Annotated in this window: 2 protein-coding genes; both read left to right on the forward strand. The window is 43.9% G+C overall.

The features are described 5' to 3' along the window. The first annotated feature begins 137 nt into the window (after positions 1 to 137). Positions 138 to 443 (forward strand): hypothetical protein, encoded by a 306-nt coding sequence (locus MHM87_RS19755; protein ID WP_039219440.1) that lies wholly within the window; start codon positions 138 to 140, stop codon positions 441 to 443. A 118-nt stretch (positions 444 to 561) separates the two neighbouring features. After that, on the forward strand, positions 562 to 924 hold the full coding sequence (locus MHM87_RS19760; protein ID WP_159582046.1) for a hypothetical protein: 363 nt from the start codon (positions 562 to 564) through the stop codon (positions 922 to 924). Positions 925 to 1,107 lie beyond the last annotated feature (183 nt).

The raw sequence follows: 1,107 nt of genomic DNA on the forward strand, positions 1-1,107 counted from the left end.
CTCTTATTTAGGGTAAAGTCACATAACAAACAAATTATGGCACTCGCTGCCGCTCGCTGGGACGCAAACACGTGCGCGGCTTCGCCATTGTTGCACACGTGTTTGCGCCCCATATTTGGAAGTTAGGTGCTACTGGTATGAGTAAAGTTTTCATCTATGGTTTTACTGGCACTTTCACTGAAACACCTGAGTACGATTACGCTCACCCAGATATTGGCGCTACTCATAAATGCATGCTTTTTCTTCGCCAAGAGTCAGAAACAACAGAGTTTTTGAATGCGGAGACAGAAGCTAAAAAATTTGGCTTCTCAAGTATCACTAATTTAGCAGGCAATCAGCTTCAAGTTGACATATTGAATACTGATGCTTACAAGGGATTTACTGGTTATTACGACGAAGCGTTAAAAGAAGGGAGTTCTCTTGTTTATTACCCACGCACCTAACAACTCAATAAACTCACTCACTTCGTTCGTTGGGACGCATACACGCAGGGCGGCTTCGCCATTATGCCCGACGCGCATGCGCCCGTTATTGAAAAGTTAGGTGCTAAAAGGAAAAATTATGAAATCATGGAATGAATTAACTAATCTACAACGCGCAGTTATCGGTATCGCAATGGTTGTTGCGGCGGCAGTTTTGCCAGAGATAGCCTTCTTAGTTCAATTAGGTGGTATGGAAGTCGCATTTGCTCTCGTTTTTGCTAGCCTAGCTCCCATCATTTCTTGGTTCTCAACAAAATACCAAGCAATTAAAGAATGTTTACAAACCTCAATAGTGGCTTTGAGACATAGTGCATCTGCTAAACCTTCCGTTTTCTTCGTACAAGCTTCTTTTTGTGCAGCCGCACTTCTATTTACAAGTTCGGGCTTATTGGCTTTTTACTTTTTTATGCCTAGTATGCTGCTAAATGGGGTCTTGGCGTGAGCGCACCTAACAAGCCAATAAACGCACTCACTACGTTCGCTGGGACGCATACACGCGGGGCGGCTGCGCCATTATGCCCCACATGTCTGCGCCCGTTATTGGAAAGTTATAAGGCGTCAGCCTAAGCTTCGTTTGGCTATATAAAAATTCCAGTAAAACTACCCTCACCTGTTTTCATTAGCA

The organism is Alteromonas sp. Cnat3-28 (genome assembly GCF_022348265.1).
Taxonomy (GTDB): domain Bacteria; phylum Pseudomonadota; class Gammaproteobacteria; order Enterobacterales; family Alteromonadaceae; genus Alteromonas; species Alteromonas macleodii.